General features: G+C 58.9%; 14 protein-coding genes. 11 read left to right on the top strand and 3 right to left on the bottom strand.

Going from position 1 to position 21,362, the window contains the following annotated elements:
- Positions 1–27 precede the first annotated feature (27 nt).
- Positions 28–1,869: an ABC transporter ATP-binding protein gene (locus tag ACI5FR_RS24895; RefSeq protein ID WP_405459511.1), complete on the top strand. Its 1,842-nt coding sequence runs from the start codon at positions 28–30 to the stop codon at positions 1,867–1,869.
- A 254-nt stretch (positions 1,870–2,123) separates the two neighbouring features.
- Here ACI5FR_RS24895 and ACI5FR_RS24900 read toward each other — a convergent pair whose 3' ends face one another.
- Positions 2,124–2,987, bottom strand: a complete 864-nt coding sequence (locus tag ACI5FR_RS24900; RefSeq protein ID WP_405459423.1) for a helix-turn-helix domain-containing protein — start codon at positions 2,985–2,987, stop codon at positions 2,124–2,126.
- 275 nt (positions 2,988–3,262) lie between these two features.
- Between ACI5FR_RS24900 and ACI5FR_RS24905 the strand changes: the two genes are divergently transcribed.
- The 9 genes from ACI5FR_RS24905 (at position 3,263) to ACI5FR_RS24945 (ending at position 16,912) form a co-directional block, all read left to right on the top strand.
- Entirely contained in the window at positions 3,263–4,093 is an 831-nt protein-coding gene (locus ACI5FR_RS24905) for an amidohydrolase family protein (RefSeq protein WP_405459425.1), read from the top strand.
- Positions 4,090–5,601 (top strand): tagaturonate reductase, encoded by a 1,512-nt coding sequence (locus ACI5FR_RS24910; protein WP_405459426.1) that lies wholly within the window; start codon positions 4,090–4,092, stop codon positions 5,599–5,601. The genes ACI5FR_RS24905 and ACI5FR_RS24910 overlap by 4 nt, the downstream gene beginning before the upstream one ends.
- Before the next feature lie 23 nt (positions 5,602–5,624).
- On the top strand, positions 5,625–7,133 hold the full coding sequence (locus ACI5FR_RS24915; protein WP_405459427.1) for a UxaA family hydrolase: 1,509 nt from the start codon (positions 5,625–5,627) through the stop codon (positions 7,131–7,133).
- 31 nt (positions 7,134–7,164) lie between these two features.
- On the top strand, positions 7,165–8,184 hold the full coding sequence (locus ACI5FR_RS24920) for a zinc-binding alcohol dehydrogenase family protein (RefSeq protein ID WP_405459428.1): 1,020 nt from the start codon (positions 7,165–7,167) through the stop codon (positions 8,182–8,184).
- A 149-nt stretch (positions 8,185–8,333) separates the two neighbouring features.
- The gene (locus ACI5FR_RS24925; RefSeq protein WP_405459430.1) at positions 8,334–10,634 is read left to right on the top strand and encodes a helix-turn-helix domain-containing protein; all 2,301 of its coding nucleotides are present in this window, start codon (positions 8,334–8,336) and stop codon (positions 10,632–10,634) included.
- Positions 10,635–10,805: 171 nt separating this feature from the next.
- Positions 10,806–13,325 (top strand): hypothetical protein, encoded by a 2,520-nt coding sequence (locus tag ACI5FR_RS24930; protein ID WP_405459432.1) that lies wholly within the window; start codon positions 10,806–10,808, stop codon positions 13,323–13,325.
- 128 nt (positions 13,326–13,453) lie between these two features.
- Positions 13,454–15,025 (top strand): type 2 periplasmic-binding domain-containing protein, encoded by a 1,572-nt coding sequence (locus ACI5FR_RS24935; protein WP_405459434.1) that lies wholly within the window; start codon positions 13,454–13,456, stop codon positions 15,023–15,025.
- 87 nt (positions 15,026–15,112) lie between these two features.
- A complete protein-coding gene (locus tag ACI5FR_RS24940; protein WP_405459436.1) occupies positions 15,113–16,012 on the top strand; it encodes an ABC transporter permease in 900 nt (299 codons plus the stop codon).
- Between the two features lie 30 nt (positions 16,013–16,042).
- Positions 16,043–16,912 carry a carbohydrate ABC transporter permease gene (locus ACI5FR_RS24945; protein ID WP_405459438.1) on the top strand — a complete coding sequence of 290 codons (870 nt, stop codon included), beginning with the start codon at positions 16,043–16,045 and terminating at the stop codon, positions 16,910–16,912.
- A 271-nt stretch (positions 16,913–17,183) separates the two neighbouring features.
- On the opposite strand, the gene ACI5FR_RS24950 is transcribed toward ACI5FR_RS24945, so the two are convergent.
- Together ACI5FR_RS24950 and ACI5FR_RS24955 are read right to left on the bottom strand one after the other, a co-directional pair.
- On the bottom strand, positions 17,184–18,659 hold the full coding sequence (locus ACI5FR_RS24950) for a sensor histidine kinase (protein WP_405459440.1): 1,476 nt from the start codon (positions 18,657–18,659) through the stop codon (positions 17,184–17,186).
- Positions 18,656–19,336, bottom strand: a complete 681-nt coding sequence (locus tag ACI5FR_RS24955; RefSeq protein ID WP_405459442.1) for a response regulator transcription factor — start codon at positions 19,334–19,336, stop codon at positions 18,656–18,658. The genes ACI5FR_RS24950 and ACI5FR_RS24955 overlap by 4 nt, the downstream gene beginning before the upstream one ends.
- A gap of 243 nt (positions 19,337–19,579) precedes the next feature.
- Here ACI5FR_RS24955 and ACI5FR_RS24960 point away from each other — a divergent pair, with 243 nt between their 5' ends.
- Complete coding sequence (locus ACI5FR_RS24960) at positions 19,580–21,358, top strand: efflux RND transporter periplasmic adaptor subunit (RefSeq protein WP_405459444.1); 1,779 nt, start codon at positions 19,580–19,582, stop codon at positions 21,356–21,358.
- Positions 21,359–21,362 lie beyond the last annotated feature (4 nt).

A 21,362-nucleotide genomic window follows, 5' to 3' on the forward strand; every position in this document is an offset into this window, starting at 1 on the left:
GAGCAGTCCTCGCAACCTGACGTCCCGATGATAGTCGGACCTGGACGGCCGGGAGGTCCCGGAGGCCCCGGACCCGGAGGCCCGATGATGCGGGGACGGCCGATCGTCAAGCCCAAAAATTTCAAAGGCACGCTGAAAAAGCTGTGGACGTATCTCGGACAAGAGCGCAAATGGCTCACCGTGTTGTTCGTACTTCTTCTTGGAGGAGCGGGCATCGGGTTGATCGGACCCTTCCTCATCGGCGAAGCGATCGACGCCATGTCGGCTTCCTCTACGGGCGGAGTCGATTTCGGCTTGCTGGAGACGATTCTCCTCGTGCTCGTGGTCGCGTATATCGCGGACGGGACGTTCGCCCTGCTGCAAGGCTGGCTGATGGCCGGCATGTCGCAGCGGGTCGTCATGAACTTGCGGCGCACGTTGTTCGAGAAGCTGCAGAAGCTGCCGCTGTCGTACTTCGATTCGCGTCCGCACGGCGAAGTCATGAGCCGGCTCTCGAACGACATCGACAACGTGAGCAACACGATTTCCCAGTCGACGACGCAGCTCATGTCCGGCTCGATCGCGATCGTAGGCTCGCTCATCATGATGATCGTGTTAAGCCCGCTGCTCACGCTGGCAAGCCTGATCACGGTGCCGCTGGTGTATTTCCTGGCCCGAACGATCACGAAACGCACGAGTAAGCTGTTCAAAAACCAACAGATCCAACTGGGCAAGCTGAACGGGCATATCGAGGAGACGATCTCCGGGATCGCCGTCGTAAAGGCGTTCAACCGCGAGGAGAAGTCGATCGAGGAATTCGAAGGCGTGAACAAGCAGCTCTACGAGGTCGGCCTGAAAGCGCAAATTTGGTCGGGCTTCCTCATGCCGCTGCTCGGCGTTATCAACAACATCGGGTTCGCCGCTATCGCGATCGTCGGCGGGATCATGGCCGTGAAGGGTCATCTGACCGTCGGGGTTATCGCGAGCTTCCTGAGCTACTCCCGCCAGTTCGTACGGCCGCTGAACGATATGGCGAACACGTTCAATATTCTGCAATCGGGCGTGGCTGGAGCAGAGCGGGCGTTCGAGGTGCTCGAGGAGCAGGAGGAGCCGGAGGACGCGCCGGGTGCTAAAGTGCTGAGCAACCCGAGAGGGCGCGTAGAGTTCGAGAACGTCAGCTTCGGCTATCGGCCGGACGTGCCGATCCTGAAGAACATCAGCTTCGTCTCGCCCGAAGGCAGCAGCCTGGCGCTAGTCGGCCCGACCGGGGCGGGCAAGACGACGATCGTCAATCTGGTCACCCGATTCTATGATGTGACGAGCGGGCGAATTACGATTGACGGCACCGACATTCAGCAGTACACGCGGGACAGCTTGCGGCGCAGTTTTGGCGTCGTGCTGCAGGATACGTACTTGTTCTCCGGGACGATCGAGGAAAACATCAAGTATGGGAAGCCCGACGCGACGGAGATGGAGATGCGGCGGGCGGCCAAGCTGGCGAATGCCGACGCCTTCATCCAGCGGCTGCCGAACCGCTACCAGACGATGCTGACTGAGAACGGCTCGAACTTGAGCCAAGGCCAGCGCCAATTGCTCGCGATCGCGAGGGTGATACTAGCCGATCCGTCGATCCTCATCCTCGACGAAGCGACGAGCAGCATCGACACCCGGACGGAGCTGCACATCCAGGATGCGCTGCTCTCTCTCATGCAAGGGCGCACGAGCTTCGTCATTGCGCACCGGCTTAACACGATCCGCGACGCGGATACGATCATGGTCATCGACCATGGCGAGATCGTCGAGCAGGGCAGCCACCAGGAGCTGCTGCAGGAGCAAGGCACGTACAGCCGCATGGTGTACAATCAGTTCAAAAATTTGGCCCAACCGTAAAGTCGGGGGGCGGGGGCTATGGAGGACGCGAGAAGTCTAAAATTTGGGCGTCTTGGAAAGTCACCGAGCGGGAGTACTGGTTGTGGAAGGATAGGAGGGGGAATTGCTCCCTCATTTTCGGAGTGGAAAACCTCCTTCATTTTTTCGTCGAAAACCCGTATAGGGCAATTTCTAACGAAAGTGAGGGAGGTTTTCCCTTTTGAAATGATGGGGAGGTTTCCCTCTCGCCGAGTGGACTCGGTTAGGCGCTTTATTTACGTTGCCGAACGCCGGTACACGGCTGGCGTCTGGCCGACCATCCGCTTGAACATCCGGTGAAAATGCGGCAAGCTGTCGAATCCGCAACGCTCCGCAATCGCGCTCACATTGTCGTCCGTGGCACGGAGCAGCTCCTTAGCTTTGACGATCCGCTTAGTCGCGATATAGTCCGATACGTTCATGCCGATCCGCTGCTTGAACACCCGGCTGTAGTGAGCGGGCGTGACGGAGACGAGCCGGGCCAGGGCCGACAGTCCGAGATCCTCGTTCCAATGCGCTTCTATATAGTGCAGCGTCTCGGTCATCCAGACCGGTCCGTATTGGGGAGCATCCGCATGTCTGCCCGTGTCCGGACCAAGCTCACGGATGTGATCGAGCAGCAGCCGCTGTAGCAGGAGGAGCACGGAATGACGATAGCCGACGCGCTCTTCCCGCAGCTCGGCATGCATCAGATCGATTCCCGCTGCCAGCACCTCCCGGTCTTCCGCCCCAGCATGCGGGAACTTATAGCTCTTGCGCTCGCGGCAATGCTCGAAGCCTTGCAGGAATGAGAATGCGTCTCCGAGCGCAGGAGGCTGGACGAGCAGCGGGCTGAAGAAGATGGCCGTCGAGGTGACGGGATCGTCCTTGTCCGGGAACGCACGGTGAATCGTGTTGCCCGGAATGGCGAACAGATCGCCTTCCCCCATGTCGTAGAACGTCTGGTCGATGAAAAAAGTCCCTTTGCCGCGATACACATACACAAGCTCATACCAGTCGTGCACGTGATCGGGAAGCTCGCTTTGGGAGCTTTTCGTGTCTTTGTAAACAAGGGAAAACGGAAAGGCGCTCGATTCGAATCGTTTGCGGACAAAATTCATGGCAGCCGACGCTCCTTGAAGTAATTCCCCCACAAAGTGAAGCAAGCCTCCGGAGCAACTAGCCCCCCAAAAGTGACGTTATCGAATGTAGCTTATTCCGATTACTTTTGGGGGAGCCCCCGAGACATCTGGTACTTTGCGGGGACCCCGGGATTTAACTAATAGATCAAAAAAGAGTACAAATATGCGAAAATGCGTTCTTTTTTATTTTATCAGTGCTGATAGAATATAGATAGAGGATTGTTGAAATCGATTACTAGGCAGGGGGAGTTCCGATGCGCATTGACGCCCATCAGCATTATTGGAAGCTGGACCGAGACGATTACGGCTGGTTGACGCCGGCGATGCCGGTGTTGTACCGGGACTACTTGCCGGAACACTTGCGGCCGCATCTCGAGAAGCATCGCATCGACGCGACCATCGTCGTCCAGGCGGCGCAGACGCTGGAGGAGACCGACTATTTGCTGGATTTGGCCGAGCAGTCGCATACGATCGCCGGTGTGGTCGGCTGGCTGGATTTGTTCGATCCGGCGTATCGAGAACAATACGAGCGTTTCGCGAAGCATCCGAAATTCGTTGGGTTTCGGGTCATGATTCAAGAAATGCCGGATGCGAGAGCGGTGCTGGAGCCGGCGTTTGTGGAGGCGCTTCGCTACTTCGCCGATCGGGACGTGCCGGTGGATCTGCTCGTCGTTTCGCACCAACTGGAGCCGGTCGTAGAGCTGCTGGACCGGGTGCCGGGGTTGCGCGGGGTCATCGACCATATCGCAAAGCCGCGCATCGCAGACGGGTCGCTCGAGCCGTGGAAATCCCAAATGGAGTCGATCGCACGGCATCCGAACATGTATTGCAAGCTGTCCGGCATGGTGACGGAAGCCGATCACGCGAATTGGCATGTGGAAGAATTCACCGCCTACATCGAGCATGCGGTTCGGATATTCGGCTACGACCGAATTATGTTCGGCAGCGACTGGCCGGTTTGCCTGCTCGCCGGCAGCTATGATCAGGTCATCGGGCTGCTCCCGCAATGCATGCCGGAGCTAACGCAAGAGCCGGTGCAGGCGAAGCTGTTCGGACTGAATGCGAAGGAGTTCTATAAGCTATGAATATTCTGAACAATCATATACTCTCGCGGGAGGACCGGGAGCGGTACGATGCGATGATGGCGAGCCCAGTGAAGGTGCTGCAGATCGGGGAAGGCAATTTCCTGCGAGGCTTCGTCGACTGGATGCTCCATGTATGCCGGGAGCAAGGCCTGTATGCGGGGAGCGTCGCGGTCACGCAGCCGCGTCCTTCCGGCAAGGCGAAGATCGAGACGCTCGCCCGCCAGGACGGGCTGTACACATTGGTAACGCGTGGCATCGAGAACGGGGAGCGGGTGGAGCGCAAGGAGCTGATCACCATTGTGGCCCAAGCGTTCGACCCATACTCGGACTGGCAGGCGTTCCTCGCACTTGCGGACAGCCACGAGTTGGAGGTCGTCGTCTCCAATACGACGGAAGCCGGACTCGTATACCGGCCCGAGCCTTACGTAGAAGGTGAACCGATCCAATCCTTCCCGGGCAAAGTCGCCGCGTTGCTATACCGCCGCTATCGGACGTTCCGGGGAGCGGCCGGCCGAGGGCTTGTGTTCCTGCCATGCGAGCTGCTGGAGCGCAATGGCGACGAATTGAAAGCGTGCGTGCTGCGCTACCTTGAAGACTGGGCGTTGCCGGACGGAGCTGCTTGCCGCGAGTGGGTGCTGCGGGAGAACCGGTTCCTCAATTCGCTCGTCGACCGCATCGTGACGGGACATCCCGGCGAGGAGCAGGCGAATGCCTGGTTCGCCGAGTGGGGCTACACGGACGCGATGGTGAACACGGCGGAGCCTTACCACTTCTGGGCGATCGAAGGCGAGCCCGAGCTGGAGGCGCTGCTGCCGCTTCGCCAAGCGGGGTTGAACGTCGTATGGACGGACGACCTGAAGCCGTTCCAGCTGCGCAAGGTGCGCATCCTGAACGGAGCGCACACGCTCATGACGCCGCTGGGCCTGCTGTACGGGCTGGAGCATGTCGGGGACTTAATCGAGCACCCCGAATTCGGCCCATTCGTGGAAGCGGCAGTGGGGGAAGAGATCATCCCTGCCGTGCCGATGCCGGAGGCGGAGCTGAGAGCGTTCGCGGCCGCAGCGTTCGAGCGGTTCCGCAATCCGTATATCCGGCACAGGCTCGCCGACATCGCCATGAACAGCGTCAGCAAGTTCAAGACCAGGCTGCTGCCGGTGCTGGTACAAGCCGCGGACAGCGGACAGCCGCTGCCGCGCAGGCTCGTGCTGGCGTTCGCCGCGCTGCTGCGCTACTATCGGGTATCTCGAACGGCGAGTGGCGAGTACACGGGCGAGACGCTTACCGGAGCGCCGTACGGGGTGCGGGACGACGCGGGTTCGCTCGCGGCGTTTGCGGCGGTTTGGGCCGAGGCGTCGGCGAGTCATGAGCCGCTCGCGGCTACGATCGCGAAGCTGCTCGGGCTCACGGAGCTGTGGGGACGCGATCTGAACGAGCTGGCGGGATTGCGCGATGCGGTTCTCGCTCAGTGGGAAGTGCTGCACAGCAGCAACAGTAACGCTCGGAGCTAGAGAAAGGGGATCACGGGACAATCATGAACAATTGGGTAAGGTTAAGCGAGCGGGACCACGTCATTATCGCCCTGCAGCCGTTCGCGAAGGGCGATACGGTCAATGTGGACGGGGTGGAGCTCTCAATTCTGGACGATGTGCCGAAAGGGCATAAGATCTTAACTCGCCCGGTAGCGGCCGGAGAAGACGTGCTCAAGTTCGGCTATTCCATCGGCAAGGCGAAGGAGCCGATTGAGGCGGGCCGCTGGGTGCATACGCACAATCTTGGCACCGGCTTGGGCGCCATCCTCGAGTATACGTATGAGCCGGCTGCCGATTCGGCCGCAGCTGGAGTGCGCTTCGTTCCCGAAGATCTCACGCGGCAGACGTTCCAAGGCTACGTTCGGGAGAACGGCGAGGTTGGAATCCGCAACGAAATTTGGATCATCAATACGGTCGGCTGCATCAACAAGACGTGCGACATTTTGGCGCAGCGGGGTCAGGCCGCGTACGCAGGTCAAGTGGATGGGGTGTTTCATTTCTCCCATCCGTTCGGCTGCTCCCAGCTGGGCGATGACCTGAAGTACACCCAGCGCCTGCTCGCTTCTCTAGTGAATCATCCCAACGCCGCGGGAGTGCTGGTTGTAGGGCTCGGCTGCGAGAACAATCAGATCGATTCGTTCAAGCAGGCGATCGGAGAGTACGACGAGAACCGCGTGAAATTCATGCGGTCGCAGGATGTCGAGGACGAGCTGGAGACCGGTCTCGAGCTGATCGACGAGCTCGTCCAATATGCGCAGCGGTTCCGACGGGAGGCGGTTCCGGTCTCGAGGCTTAAGTTGGGGCTGAAGTGCGGCGGCTCGGACGGGCTGTCCGGCATCACGGCGAACCCGCTCGTCGGCACGGTGTCCGACCGGCTGATCGCAGCCGGAGGCACCGCCATTCTGACCGAGGTACCGGAGATGTTCGGCGCCGAGACGATTCTGATGAACCGAGCGGCCGATGAGCAAGTGTTCGGCGATATCGTGAACCTCATCAACGACTTCAAGCAATATTTCATCCGGCATAATCAGGAGATCTATGAGAATCCGTCCCCGGGCAACAAGGACGGCGGCATCAGCACGCTGGAGGAGAAGTCGCTCGGCTGCACGCAGAAGGGCGGTCACGCTACCGTCACGGACGTTCTTCCCTACGGGCACCGCGTCAGCCGGACCGGGCTGAATCTGCTGGAGGCGCCTGGCAACGACCTCGTCTCCGTGACGGCTCTGTCGGCGGCCGGGGCGCACATCGTGCTGTTCACGACCGGCCGCGGGACGCCGTTCGGCGGTCCGGTACCGACCGTGAAGCTGTCGACGAACAGCGAGCTCGCGGCGCGCAAGGCGAACTGGATCGACTACAACGCCGGCGCGCTGCTCGAGGACAAGTCGATGCCCGAGCTGACCGACGAGCTGTGGGCATACCTGATCCGGCTCGCGTCCGGCGAGGTGCAGACGAAGAACGAGCGCAACGGGTTCCGCGAGATCGCGATTTTCAAAGACGGCGTGATTCTTTAACTAATCCGAGGTCAATTTAGGAGGGATCGGGATGAAAGGCATTGTATGCGAACGCGTCGAGGAGCTCCGCTATGTAGAGCTGCCGGAACCGACGGCGCCCGGACCGGACGAGGTCGTCGTCCGCATTCGGCGCATCGGCATCTGCGGCACGGACCTGCACGCATACCGGGGCCGGCAGCCGTTCTTCACATACCCGCGCGTCCTCGGCCATGAGCTAGCCGGGACCGTGGAGACGATGGGCAGCGCCGTCTCCGGCTTGGCCGTCGGCGATACCGTCAGCATCGTCCCGTATCTCCACTGCGGGACGTGCATCGCCTGCCGTCGAGGCCGGACGAACTGCTGCGTCAGCCTGCAGGTGCTCGGCGTCCACGTCGACGGCGGCATGCGCGAGCGGCTCGTCGTGCCGGCGAGCCACGTGCTCCGCGCGGGCGGCCTGACGCTCGATCAGGCCGCCATGCTGGAGCCGCTCAGCATCGGCGCACACGCGGTGCGCCGATCGGGGCTCGCGGCCGGCGACGTCGCGCTCGTCATCGGCGCCGGGCCGATCGGCCTCGGCGTCATGGCGTTCGCCAAGCATCGCGGCGCCACCGTCATCGCGATGGACGTCAAGGATGAGCGGCTCGCTTATTGCCGCCGCTGGGCGCAGGCGGACTTCGCCTTGAACGCGGCGGAGCCGGAGGCGAAGGCGCAGCTCGAGGCAATGTCGGGCGGGGATCTTCCGACCGTCGTGTTCGACGCGACCGGCAACGCCCGGTCGATGGAGCAGGCGTTCGGCCTCGCCGCGCACGGCGGGACGCTCGTGCTTGTGGGACTCGTGAAGAGCGATCTCGCCTTCCACGACCCGGAGTTCCACAAGCGGGAGCTGACGCTGCTCGCCAGCCGGAACGCAACCCTCGAAGACTTCGCGCTCGTGCGGGAAGCCGTCGCGAGCGGCCGTATCGATGTGGACGGGTATATCACCCACCGGGCGCCGTTCGAGTCGATGATCGAGCGGTTCGACGAATGGCTGCGGCCGGAGTCTCAAGTCATTAAAGCTGTCGTAACACTCTAGCTCGCCGTCCCACCGGCAATATCAAGCCTTCCTTCGCCCGTACCAACGGATGGAGGAAGGCTTGATTGTATTTCTAGCCCCGTTTTGTATACGTATTCAAAAAATACAAGTATAATAGTGGTACTATTACGCGGAAGGAGCCGAATGCGATGTCTTCCCAGACGGTTAAGCGAATTCTGCGCATGTCGGGTGTTTCTTTCAAACGCAAGCTGCTGGTATACTCCCTCGTGCTGAGCATTTTCCCGGTGTTGACCGTAGGGTTGCTCTCCTCTTATATGGCGTCCCGCAGCCTGCAAGCGGAGGTGGACAAAAACCATCGCTACATGCTGAATCAGATGCAGGTGCAATTGAACCAATTTACGAACAGCCTGAATATGGCTTCGATCTATATTGCGACGAATTTGTCCGTGGAGCGGTCGGTCCAGTACGGACCAGGTATTGACAATTTGACCGAATCGCTGGAAATGAACGAGACGATCCGTCGCATCCGCAGCACGTCGCCCGTGAAGTATCATGTCTCCATTTTGTACAAGCGATTCAACAATTATATTTATTCCAATGAGTACGACCCGAATTCTTTTAGCCAACAGAAGCTTCCCAACATTCTCGACAAAATGAAGCCGGCCGCGAATCAGTCGTTTTTCGTCCCGGCCAACAGCTTCGACGATCAGCCGAATATGCTGCTGTTCCGCCCGATTCCGATCTCCTCGAATTATACCGAAGGGGTGCTGGTGCTGCAGGTAGCCCCGGAGAACATCTTGAAATTCGTCGGATCCGTCGAACGCGGTCAAGGCACGCGCATCTTGGTCGCCGATCAGACCGGCCGGATCGTCATCAGCTCGAAGCTCTCCGAGATGGGCCGGCCGCTGAACAGTGTCGTCCCCAGCGAAATGCTGGACGACGAGCGGGAAGACCGCCCCCAGACGATGGACGTGGGAGGCGAAGCTTTCAAGCTGTATACCCAAGTGTCGCCGGATACGAACTGGACCTATGTGGCGATGACCCCGATGAGCGAGCTGACGGAGCAGTCGGAACGGATCAAACTGGCGACGTGGATCGTGGTCGGCCTGCTCGCGCTCATCTGGACCCTGGTCGCGGCGATCGGCTCGAAGCGGATGTATTTTCCGATTCAGCGGCTCTCGGACAAGGTCATTCCGCTCGGTAAAGGCAAGTCCAAGCAAGACGGTCTCGCCGTGCTGGACGCCTATATGGTGCAGCTGGCCGACGCGAATCGCAAGCTGAACGACCGGCTGACCGAGCAATTCCCGTATTTGAAGCAGGGCGTGTTCCAGCAGCTGCTGAGAGGCGAGCTGTCCGAGCCGGAGCTGCGCCAGCTGGCCGACCGGATCAACATGCGGCTGCAGGGCTCACAGGTGTTCGTGTGTGTGGCGGAAGCGGACGATATTCCCGCGTTCCACCGGACGTATCAGGAGAACGATCGGGCCCTTATCCATTATGCTCTGTTCAAAATGATGGAGGAGACGTTCAACCGGTTCCCGGAATGTACGGGGTTCACGTCGAAGACAGGACAAGTCGTTCTGCTGATCGGGGCAGACGATGCGCGTCCGGAGCTGCGGGGCGAGCTGCGGCAATGCGCCGACGAGATGCGGGCGAACGTGCGGCAGTATTTCCGGTTCCCCGTCAGTGTCGCCATCAGTAACCCGCAGCCGAGCTATGCCACGATCGGCCGTGGTTATGAAGAAGCCGTCGCGCTGCTGAGCCACCGGCTCGTACTAGGCAACGAGATCACGATCGCCGCCGATCGGGCCGACGAGCAGCTGCTGCGGTCCAGCCGGCAAATGGTCGAGCGGCAGAAGCAAATCGTCTTCCACGTCGTCCACGGCAACCTGGAGCAATCCGGCGCGCAGCTCGCCCAGCTCGTAGCCGAGCTGCCGAAGGCGCAGCTGAAGCCGGAGACGGCGCGCGGCTTATTCTCCTACATGCTGGGCGAGCTCGATTATACGCTACAGCAAGCCGGCTGCGAGATTCAGCAAGTGACCGGCGAGGACGTGCACGAGCGGTTGTCCCGGATGCGCTCCCTGCCGGAGCTGGAGCAATGGTTGAATGAGGAGCTGTTCCCGGCGGTGAAGGCGCAGCTGCACAAGGAAGCGGTGTCGAAGCAGGCCCGGACGGTGAGCCAAGTCGTACAGTTCGTGCAAGATCGCATGCAGGACGATGTATCGCTTCAGCTCGTGGCCGATCATTTCCAGCTGTCGCTATCCTACCTAAGCCGGATTTTCAAAGAGGAGTCCGGTCGGACGTTCAGCGAGTTCGTGCTGGAGCTGAAGATGACGAAGGCGAAAGAATGGCTCGAGCATACCGACATGCCGATCAAAGAAATTGCCGAGCAGCTCGGGTATTCCAGCGTACAAAATTTCAACCGGACGTTCAAGCAATGGCACAGCGTGCCGCCGGGAGAGTTCCGCAAATGGAAGCGCGATGGCGCCTAAACGCTAGCAGGGCTATCGGCATAGATTTATCCTCATTTGCGCCGGGAGTTATCCTGATTTATCCTTGCCGGTCAAGGCGGTTCCCCAACAAGTGAACATTGAACGTCAGCCCTTGCCGAGGCAAACTGAATGTGCTAAGGAGTTCAATCCGATCTATAGGGGGATGAGCCTGTGAATAGTCAAGCAAGCGATCCATCATCGAACCGGATCCCGAACCCGCCTCGTACGCGGGCGATCCGTTGGGATCAGGTGCAGCAGGGTGAGCTGACGCGGCGCATGAACGCCGTGCTGCTCCGCTGGATCCGCTACGCGGACCAGCAGTTCGCGGAGTGGCCGGAGCGGCCGAATTGCGGCCATTTCTTCGGCGGCTCGTACTGGTATGGCCTGGAGACGTCATACACGGCCATGATCTACGCCGTCGCCGGCAAGCTGGGCGAGTACGATGCGGCGCTGACCGGACTGCCGCGGGAGACGGTGATCCGAAGGGCGATCCAAGCGCTCCGGTATTTGGCCTTCACGCACGATTCCGGCCCGGAGGAATGTGTACGGACGGAAGGGCGCAACCCTTTTTGCAGCAAGCAAAAATGGGGAGGCCGCGGCGAGAACTTCTTCCGTGCCAGCCAGACCGGCACGACGGTGAATGCGATCGGCCATGCGGCATGGCTGCTGTGGGACGAGTTGGACCCGGAGACGCGCCAGCTGGTGGAGAATGTGCTCGTCTACTACGCCGACCGTTGGTCCTTCGAAGAGGAGCCGCGGAACGGCGTATACGCCAATACGCAATGCGAGGAGAATGCCTGGACATCGTCCGGCCTTTATGCAGCTGTGGCGCTCTTCCCCGACCATCCGCGTCATCGGCAATGGCAGGAAGCGGCCGAACGATGGGCGATCAACAGCGTCACTACGGTGAAGGATCAGCTGCTGCGGGCACCGGACGTAACGGTTACGACGTTTCATCCGGATTTCACCGCGGAGAATCATGCTTTCGTACACCCTTCGTACATGTTCGCCGGCATTGCGCTGCGGGGCAATAGCGCCTTGTACTACAAAATGGCGGGAGAGCCGGTTCCGGAACAATTGACACTCAACAATTTGCCCATGTACGAGCAGACGATCAAGCGTTGGAGCTTGCTGGACGGCTACCCGATTCCGATCCAGGGGCAGGATTGGTGGTACAACCGGCAGCATGAGGCGCTGGTCGGCCACGCGATGATGAACGTCCTGCACGGCGACGCCGATGCCGCGCTGTTGGAGCGGCGCACCCTGGAGTATGTCGAACGCATTCAGGCGAGCAACACCCGAGGCTGTATGCTGGAGGAGAACGGCGAGGAATGCATCGTCGTCGCTAGCAGCTACCAGACGGCGGTCGATATGGAGTTCGCTTCCGCGCACAGTGTCGCGATCGCCTTCATGCTCCATGTATTCGGAGGCCCTGGAGCCGAGCCGGCCGAGCCGGAGTCGTTCGAGCGCCGCATGAGCGGAGTGCATCTCTATCCGTACGGAAGCTTTATCACCCATCGGACGGCGGACACGTTCTCCTCGTTCAGTTGGAGAAGCCATGTGATGGCCCTTACGCTGCCGAAGAAGGCGATGTGGAGCGTTACGCCGCTGTACGCGAGCTATACGGGCGAGGTCGAATTCGTCGGCCGTCCCCCCGGCCGGGCGCATAATGAATCGTTCGTTCTCGATACGCTGCAAGAAAGAATACAGGACCAAGCCGACGGCTTCGGCGCTACTGCCGAGCTGAGGCGGGGCGCAGGCGGCGAGGTGCTGCAGCGGATCGGCTTCGTGTCGCTGCCGGATGGCCGCAGTGTGTATGTGGAGCATGTCGGAATTACGCAACCGTGCGAAATTGCAAGGCTTTCGACGGGCGTCATCGGGATTCGGAACGAGCGCTACGCCGAGCTGCCCGATGAAGCTGCCGGCATCAAGACGATCCATACCCCGACCGGCTCCAAGCAGTATGAAGGCTTCTATGGCCGGTCTCCAAACGTCTACGAAGCCCTGGAATCGAATACTTGGGTGAATGTGAACGACGAAATCGGGTATGTCACGTTCGGTTCAGCCGGCATGGCTTACTTGAACCAGCACGAATACCCGAAATGGAAAGGCGTAGAGGACGTACTCACGCTAAACGAGCGCACCGGGCTTCGATGTGAGGCTCCGATGGAACTGCCGGCATTCGCCGTACTCACGCTGCCGAACCGCACGGCCCGGCAAACAGCCGATGCAGCGGCGGAGACGCATCTTCTGAGCGCGGATCACGACCGGCTCTTCGTCCTCGAGACGGACGGCAATCTGGTCATCGTCCATCACGGCCGCAGCCCGGCCCGCTTCACCGCGACCGGTAGCTGGCAGCGGGCCGGAGACGGAGCTGCGGTCGTGAAGCTGTATGAGGGACGCCAGCTTCTCGCCGCGCGGCAAGTGCGGCGGTTCGGGCGAGTCGAACCGGGTGAGGCGCGCTATAGCGTAAGCCGGGTGGAGCTGAGGCTCCCGGCGGAAGCCGCTGCCGCCTTGTCTGAGGCGCCCGGCGCCTTGGAAGCGATCGTGGCCGACGAGACCGTCGTGCTGCGCAACGACTCGAGGGTCCCCTTCACGCTCACCCTCCGCAACTTGTCGGACGGATCCATCGTGAACGTGCAGCTCGCACCCGGCACCGCCCAATCGCTCTGCGCAAGCGGCTTATCCTAAGTTGCACAGGCGTTTATCTTTATTTGTTGTAGGCGATCCCAACAAATGAGAATTGCCCGTAATGGCTAGCGGGCGGCACAATGACAGCAGGGGGATACCCGACCAACTAAATAGAGGAGAGTGTGTCGATGAGCAACACAAAGAAAGCGTTTGCTTCCGTGTTCGCCGTTACGCTGGTCAGTGCAACCGTTCTGGCGGGCTGCGGCGGCAAAGACCAGAATGCTGCGGACAACGGTGCGAGCCAAGGGCCCAAGAACCTGAGCATCCTGCTGTCCCACTCCAACGCCAAGTATGCAATGCAGGTGAAGGATGACGACAAGTATATCAAGGAATTGTCCCGTCTGTCCGGAACGAACCTGAAGTTCGAATTTCTGGGCCACGGCAACGACTTTACCCAGCAGCTCACCGTCCGATTCGCGTCGGCGGATTTGCCCGATATGGTGCGTACCGACAGCATTAACTCGACGATGCACCCGGGTGCGGTGGACCAAGGCGTATTTGAGGATTTGACTCCGCTGATCGAGAAATACGGACCGAACCTGAAGAAGAAAATTCCGGCGGAAGCCTGGAACAGTCCGAAGGTCAGCAAGGACGGCAAAATTTTCGGTATTCCGGCTTTGTCCGCGCTTCCAGCCTCCCGAGTTGTCTATATTCGTCAAGACTGGCTGGACAAGCTCGGCATGCAGCAGCCCAAGACGCTGGACGATTACTTGAAATTTTTCGAAGCGGTTAAGAAAGAAGATATGAACGGCAACGGCGACCCGAACGATGAATACGGGTTCTACGTTCGCGAGAACTTGATTTACTCGAACTTGTTCTTCAGCGAATTTGGCGCCGAGCCGAATACGTGGTATTTGAAGAACGGCAAGCTCGAGCCCGGTATGATTCAACCTGAGATGAAAGACGCGATCAAGTTCTGGAAGAATCTGTACGATAATGGCTACATCAACCCGAACCTGTTCACGAACAAAGCGGCGGACTGGGAAGCGGGCATCAAGCAAGGCAAAGGCGGCGTCTGGACCCATGACGTGACGAACTACAACACGAACTGGGGCATCCCGGAATTTTATGCGAACGAGAAGGGCGCCAAAGTCTCTATGATTCAAACGCCTCAAGGCGGGAAAGGCTCCGGTCTGTGGCCGGCCGGAGACCAAATTTACTTCGTCTGGGTCATGCCGGCTAAGAACAAAAACGCGGTAGAAGCGATCAAGTTCCTGAACTGGGCCTGGTCGGACGAAGCGGACGACTTCTTCGCCATGGGCATTAAGGATACGAACTACACGATTGAGAATGGCAAGCCGAAGTGGGATATGAACGCTCCGGCGAACAAAGATAACGATGCCAGCGTGTTCTATCAATTGTCTATCAACCCACGCGGCGATGGCCGGATGATGCCTCGTGTACTGGATGTAGCGCCGAACTCCGACGCGCTGAAAGCCGGTGTGGAAACGGCCAACAAGAACGTGATCAAGAACGATGCGCTGCATATGCCTACCTTGGAAAGCCTCAAGACGAAGCCGGAACTCGTGCCGGGTACGAATGCGGGTACGCTGTTCCTCGATATGTTCGCCAAAGTCGTCACCGGCAAGGAAGACGTAGATTCGGCCTTCGACAAGTTCGTGACCGAATGGAAGCGTCGCGGTGGAGAGGACATTATCAAAGAAGCAACGAACTGGTACAACAGCTTTCACAAGAAATAAGCTGGATTCGATTGGTAGACCGACGCCTCTGCCAGACCGGGAACGGTCGGGCGGAGGCCCTTACTTTCGATAGAGGGGAGCGGAATCATGCTCAACAAGATCAAGTCCAACGACGTGCTGCTGCTATGGTTGATTGCGCTGCCCGGTATTTTGCATTTTCTCCTGTTCCGCTATGTACCGATGCTGGGCAATTTGATCGCTTTTCAAGACTACAACATCTTCTCGGGCTTCACCGGCAGCCGATGGGTGGGGTTCAAGCATTTCGAGAATATGTTCACATACGCAGAGTTTTATAAAATTCTAGGCAATACGCTGCTCTTAAGCTTGTACTCGCTCGTCTTCGGATTCCCGGCGCCGCTCATTCTGGCCCTCTTGCTCAATGAGATCGGCAAAACGTGGTTCAAGCGCTGGGTGCAGACGCTGCTCTATTTACCCCATTTCCTATCTTGGGTCATTGTGGGAAGCATCTTCATCAATATGCTGTCGCAAGACGGCTTCCTCCATATGCTGCTTGGGTGGATGGGGGTGCCGAATAAAGATTACTTGACCCAGACGGAATATTTCCGCAGCATCATCGTCAGCATGGGCATCTGGAAGGAAATGGGCTGGGGGATGATCATTTACTTGGCGGCCCTTTCGGGGATTAACCCGAGTCTCTATGAAGCGGCGATGGTCGACGGAGCCGGACGGTTCCGCCAAATGTGGTCCATTACGCTGCCTTCTCTCGTCCCTGCGATCGTCGTGCTGTTCCTGCTGCGCGTCGGGCACGTCCTGGACTCCAACGTGGAGCAAGTGCTGATCATGCTGAATCCGCTCGTCCGCGATGTCGGTGAAGTGATCGACACATACGTGTACCGTGTGGGGCTGCTCAGCTCGCAGTTCAGTCTGACTACGGCCATCGGCATGTTCAAGTCGCTGGTCGGCCTCGTTCTGGTCGTCAGCCTGAACGCCCTGAGCCGCAAGACGACCGGGGAAAGCATCTACTGATGGATCTACTAGAGAAGGAGGGATGACCTCATGCCAGGCCGCAAAGGGATTCGGCTATTCCCAACATTCAATGCGCTGTTTTTCGTCATTCTGTGCTTGTCCATGATCGCGCCGATGATCCACCTAGCCGCAGTCTCGCTTAGCTCGCCGGTGTATGCCAACGCCAAGCTCGTCAGCTTCTGGCCGAAGGGCTTCAACGTGGAGGTATACCGCACCATCTTCGGCATGGGCAACATGTGGAACGCGTTGTGGAACAGCGTAATTATTACCGTCTTCGGCACCCTGATCGCCCTCGCGTTCACATCGACGCTGGCGTTCTCGCTGTCGCGTCCCAAGATGACCGGCCGCCGCTGGGTGCTCCGCGGCATTATCCTGACGTTCATCTTCTCGGCACCGCTCATCCCGAATTACTTGCTGATCCGGTCGCTCGGGATGGAGAATACGCTCTGGGTGCTCATGATTCCGGGCGCGCTTAATGCGTTCAATGTCATCATCATGAAAACATTCTTCCAGGGCATCTCGAGCGAGATGTTCGAGGCGTCCAAGATTGACGGCTGCACCGAGTTCGGCACGTTCTGGCGTATCGCCATCCCGCTGTCCGCTCCCGTGATCGCCACCATCGCATTGTTCCATGCCGTAGGGCAATGGAACTCGTACTTCAACGCGATCATCTTCATCCGCGACAAAAGCTTGCTCCCGCTTCAGGTGTTATTGCGCAACTTGATCATGGAGGAGCAGGCCAATCAGATGGCGTCTACGACCGAGCTTGCCACCTTGCTGACACCGGAGATGCTGAAGGCCGGCATCACACTGTTCGCCACCGTGCCGATCCTGATCGTGTACCCGTTCCTGCAAAAGTATTTCGTCAAGGGCGCGATGGTCGGGTCTTTGAAGGAGTAGCATAGTTTCAAAAAATGCAGGGTACAGAAAATAGGCCCATCGGTAGTCGTAAACTGCCAATGGGCCTTTTTAACTTCTTATGACCACTATCCCTTTCACTCAGTACGTCCAAAGAATCTTCAAACACCCCGACTACTCGTTGTTTCTCTTTTCCAAAATCCCTTAATCGCGCCAATCTGAGCGAAAGGGATAGTGGCCATAAGGAGCGGGAATACCCCAATTCCCTCGAACAAGCGTGGATTCAACTGCATAGAAAATACATAATTTACCATCAACCCGAAGTTTCCCAAGGAACACCCGGCAGCCAGACGCGAAACACCGAACCTTTCCCCGGCATCGTATCCACTCGAATCAACCCGCCGTGCAGGTCCACGATCGACTTCGTAATGGCGAGGCCGAGGCCGGCGCCTCCATATTTGCGCGCTCGAGACGTGTCCACCCGATAAAAGCGGTTGAACACGAGCGGCAGGTCCTCGGGAGGGATGCCCGGTCCGTTGTCTTCGACGAGCAGCTCAGCTCCTTTCCCGCTTGCTCGTACGGAGACGATAATCGAACCCTTTTCGGCATCCGTATGCTGTACGGCATTCTGAAACAAGTTTAAGATGACCTGCTTCATCTTGTCCGGGTCGAACAGGCAAGGGATTTCGGACTCCAGCTGGAACAACACTTCTCGGTCCCGTGCCAGGATTCGAAGCTGCGGCTCCATCTCCCGGACAAGTTCATCGAGCTTACCCGGCGTCATCCGGATCGTAGGGCTCCGGTCCAGCCGCGCCAGCAGCAGCAAGTCCCCCACCAATTTGTTGATTCGTTCCGACTCGCTCATCATGCTGTGCAGTGCCCGGTCCAATTGCTCCGGCTGTTGAGCGGCCCCTCGGAGCAGCACCTCGAGAAAGCCGTGAATCGTCGTAAGCGGCGTGCGCAGCTCATGGGAAGCATCCGCGATGAACCGGCGCATCATCTCGGTTGTCTCTTTCTCGGCTTGGAACGAAGACTCGAGACGCTCGAGCATGCCGTTGAAGGAACCGGATAGCCGGTCGATCTCGACCTGACCTTGCACCGCCGGGAACCGTTCGGCGAGATTGCCGGCATCGATCTGTTCGACGGTTCGCACCATCTTGGACAGCGGCACGAGCGTTCGTTTCAAAACCGGGAAGAAGGCCAGCAGCCCGACTAATAGCGCGAGAAGCGACAGGCCGGCGAATGTCATGCTTTGGCTGATCAGGATGGCCTTGAGCGGCTCGGTGCTCGTGCTTACTTGGATCAGTCCCCGACGGTTGCGGTCAATGAACGGCTGCAGCACTACGAGCTGCTCTTGACGGGAATTGTCTCGAATGATTTGGTAATCCTTGAAATTCTTCGTGCGCAGCTTCGCCAAGTAAGCTTCCGCCTCCAGCCTAGGGGCTGAAATCGAAGCCGTCTCGAGCAGCACGGTGTAGTTGCCGTTCTCATCGATAAACGCAAGTGTCAGCTCCCCCTGGAAAGGGGCAGGCGCCTCCCGGCGCCCAACACCGCCCGGACCGAATATTTCCCGTGGGACGGAGTTGGCTTGGGAACGCAAGCTTTCGGCTTTATTTTCAAATAAAAAGTGCTTGGTCACCACGTACTGTAAGAGGCCTACCAGCAACAAGATGACGGATAAGATCGCAAGCGACCGCGCGAGCAGCTGAAATCGGAGCGAATTCGGCAGTGCCAGACGCTTGAAGGAATTAAAGATACGGGACAGTCTAGACTTCCACTCTAGCTTCATGGCAAATCAACCCGGTATCCTGAGCCCCTCAATGTCCGGATGAGCCGATGCTCTTTGTCTCCCAGCTTATCCCGCAGCGAACGCACGTACACTTCCACGATATTGTCGTCTCCCGCGAAATCATACCCCCACACTTTATCGAGAATCATCGGTTTGCTGAGCACAAGCCCATGATTGATGACCATAAACTTGAGCAGCTCGTATTCGGTCGGCGAGAGCTCCAGCACGTGATTGTCCAGGCTGATCTCCTTGCGGCGGTCATCAATCCGGAACGGTCCATATGTGACCTCGCCGAGCAAATTCGGGAATTGGTTTCGCAGCCGGGCCTGAATACGGGCGAGCAGCTCGTCGAAGCTGAACGGCTTGATCATGTAATCGTCGGCGCCGGAATTCAACCCTTTGACCCGGTCGTCCACCTCTTCCTTGGCGGTCAGCATGATGACGGCCACGTTCTCCGTCTTCTTAATCGTGCGGCACACCTCGAAGCCGTCCATGCCCGGCATCATCACGTCCAGAATGGCGACATGCGGCTGAAACTCCTTGATTAACCCGATCGCGGTCATCCCGTCCTGCGCGGTCTGCACCTCGAAGCCCTCGTTCAATAATCCGATCTCGAGAAACTGCAAAATATGCGGCTCATCGTCGACGGCGACGATGCGGATTCCTTTTACCTTCATCCATTTATCACTCCTGATTCAAATGGTACCAGTGTTGGCTTTCCTTCCCCTTATTATCCGCGAGCCGGCAAGAGGCTGCAACCCGAAAAGGCGGCAATCAGCAAACTCTCAGCGGGCGCTCATGAATCGTTCAGCCCGCATTCAGGCGGCGCTCAGCCAGCGCCCTTATACTTCAGCTTGTAAAGCAGCTGCAGCCGAAGCAAAGCATGCACTTGCTTGGGCAAACACATAAGGAGGACCGGTATGCAACGGAAGCGCAAAATGGTGTGGACCGTACTCGCGGCGCTTCTTCTGGCGGGAGGCGGAGGGGGCGGCTACTGGGCGTTCGTAGCGAACAAGCCTCAGACGGCGGCAGCGGAGGCCGCCACGACGACCGCCGTCGCGAAGAAAGGAGAGATTCGGCAATCGGTCTCAGGGACGTCTCAGTTCCAAGCCCAGAGCGTGCAGAACATAACGACGCCGTCCAGCGGGACGATCAAGACGATGAACTTGACCCGCAGCCTGGCGGTGAAGCAAGGAGACGTGCTGTTCGAGATCGCCAATCCGACGCTGGATACGGACTTGAAGGACGCCCAATCGGCCCTGAATAAGCTGAACCGGGAACTGGCCGACCTGGTCGATCAGCAAAACCACTTGCGGGTAACGGCGCCTCTGACCGGCAAGCTAACCCTCGCGAACAACTTGGACGTCGGCTCGAATATCAGCGTGAACGGCAAGATCGGGACGATCGCGGACAATTCGTCATTGACCGTCAAGCTCGCCTTCCCGCTCGCGGAAGTCATGCAGCTGCAGAAGGGCGATCCCGTCGATTTGAGCGTATCCGGCTATGTGTTGACCAAGACCGGCACGGTGACGTCCCTCGGTACGCAACCGAAGGTCGATGCGTCAGGGAACAAATTGATTGACGTTCAACTGGACATTACGGGCGATGGTTCGCTGGATGCGGGCATGCAGGTGTCCGGCAGCGTCCAAGTAAACGGCATCGAAGTGAAATCGTCCGGAACGGCCGCACTGGAGTATGCGAAAACCGTGAACGTGATCGCCAAGGCGTCCGGTACGATTTCGGAATTGAAGGGGAAGACGGGCGACATTGTCCAAGCCGGAACGACCCTGGTGTCGATCGAGAACAAGACGCTTGCGGACAGCATTACCGACAAACAGGTGGACGTGGAGAAGCAAACGGCCGCGGTGGACAACGTGCAGGCGAAGATTAAAGAATTGACCGTTGTGGCTCCGTTCGACGGCGTGTTCTCTTCCGACTTCGCCGATCAAAAGAAGAACGTGTTGACGAGCTATCCCGTAGGAGCGAAGGTGGAGGCGGGCGTAACCCTCGGGGCGGTGGCGAATATGAGCGCCATGTCGCTTCCGATTCAGGTCGATGAGCTGGACCTGCCCTCGATCAAACCAGGCATGAAGGCGGAGGTTCGTGTGGATTCCCTGGGCGTACGGCCGTTCGAAGGGGAGGTCGCCTCAGTCTCTACGGTCGGAGTCACTACTAACGGGGTGACGTATTACGACGTGATGCTGACGGTGAAAAACCCGCAGGACCAGCTGAAGTATGGCATGACGGCTACGTCGGAGATTTTGATTCAGGACAAAAAGGATGCCCTGCTCGTCCCGATCCAGGCGATCAGCACTTCTCGAGGCGAATCGAGTGTGACGGTCGTCTCGGCGGACGGCAAGGAGGAGAAACGGCCGGTTAAGATCGGCATTCGCAGCAAGACTCAAGTGGAAATAACGGATGGCCTGAAGGAAGGAGAAACCGTCCTGCTGCCAGTTACGCAAAGACAAACAAACGGGACGCAACAGCAGATCGACCAGCTGAGGCAGCAGTTCCAGAACGGCAACTTCGGCGGCCTCCAAGGCCAAGGCGGATTCCCTGGCGGTGGTGCAGGAGGTGCCGGAGCGGGCGGCGGTGCAGGCGGTGCCGGAGGGGCAGGCGGCGCAGGAGCCGCAGGAGCCGGAGCGGGAGGAAACACAGGCGGCGGCGCGACTCGGGGAACGACCGGCAGAGGAGGCTGACCGC

This window comes from Paenibacillus sp. HJGM_3, from assembly GCF_045062745.1.
Taxonomy (GTDB): domain Bacteria; phylum Bacillota; class Bacilli; order Paenibacillales; family NBRC-103111; genus Paenibacillus_AA.